3 protein-coding genes are annotated in these 1057 nt (G+C 39.3%); all 3 read left to right on the top strand.

Annotation, left to right across the window (positions count from 1 at the left end; all coding sequences use genetic code 11):
- Positions 1-18 precede the first annotated feature (18 nt).
- On the top strand, positions 19-285 hold the full coding sequence (locus DSM107010_RS33750; RefSeq protein WP_015156830.1) for a CTB family bacteriocin: 267 nt from the start codon (positions 19-21) through the stop codon (positions 283-285).
- Positions 286-409: 124 nt separating this feature from the next.
- Positions 410-670 carry a CTB family bacteriocin gene (locus DSM107010_RS33745; protein ID WP_015156829.1) on the top strand — a complete coding sequence of 87 codons (261 nt, stop codon included), beginning with the start codon at positions 410-412 and terminating at the stop codon, positions 668-670.
- 80 nt (positions 671-750) lie between these two features.
- Positions 751-1014 carry a CTB family bacteriocin gene (locus DSM107010_RS33740; RefSeq protein ID WP_127025076.1) on the top strand — a complete coding sequence of 88 codons (264 nt, stop codon included), beginning with the start codon at positions 751-753 and terminating at the stop codon, positions 1012-1014.
- Positions 1015-1057: the final 43 nt, after the last annotated feature.

Raw genomic sequence — 1057 nt, 5'->3', positions numbered from 1 at the left:
TTCAGGAGATTACTTACAATGATTAACGAAACCAATACTGAATTATTTGTCGAACTATCTGACGAGCAACAACAATTAGTTGCAGGTGGTTATTCTTATCCCGGCGGTGGTGATGGTCAGTCCATCTATGACATTCTCAATACCAGCTTGAAAGAAAACAAATCCGTGCAACATCTCAAGGTGGGAATTGCTTCGACTCGCGACGGTAGCTACGTTGAGCAAGATTACTTGAATGCCAACCATAAGTTTGAAACTGATGCCTTCAAGTATTTCACAGCTAAATAGTCAGACTAACTGAATTCATCAGGTGTAATTCTCTCAACTCCAACGAGAGAATTACCTCCCAGCAAATCTCAAATTAATTCACCCAAATAACTTCAACTCAAACAACTTCAGGAGATTACTCATCATGATTAACGAAAATACCGAATTATTTGTCGAACTATCTGACGAGCAACAACAATTAGTCGCAGGTGGTTATTCTTGGGACGGCTATGGTGACAATTCCATCTATGATGCTTTGGGAACCAGCTTGAAAGAAAACAAATCCGTGCAACAACTCAAGGTAGGAATTGCTTCAACTCGCAACGGTAGCTATGTTGACCAAGAGTACTTGAATGCTAACCAAAGCTTTGAAACTGACGCTTTCAAATATTTCACAGCTAAATAATTGAACTTCAGCGCATAATTCTCGCATCCCAAACGTACAACACATTAAGTCACTCAAACAACTTCAGGAGATTACTTACAATGATTAACGAAACCAATACTGAATTATTTGTCGAACTATCTGACGAGCAACAACAATTAGTCGCAGGTGGTTATTCTTGGGACGGCTATGGTGACAATTCCATCTATGATGCTTTGGGAACCAGCTTGAAAGAAAACAAATCCGTGCAACAACTCAAGGTAGGAATTGCTTCAACTCGCAACGGTAGCTATGTTGACCAAGAGTACTTGAATGCTAACCAAAGCTTTGAAACTGACGCTTTCAAATATTTCACAGCTAAATAATTGAACTTCAGTACATAATTCTCGAACCACAAACGTACAACAT

Source organism: Chroococcidiopsis cubana SAG 39.79, assembly GCF_003991895.1.
Lineage (GTDB): Bacteria > Cyanobacteriota > Cyanobacteriia > Cyanobacteriales > Chroococcidiopsidaceae > Chroococcidiopsis > Chroococcidiopsis thermalis.
The sequence above is the reverse complement of the archived record's forward strand: the minus strand, read 5'-3'. Positions and strand labels throughout refer to the sequence as shown.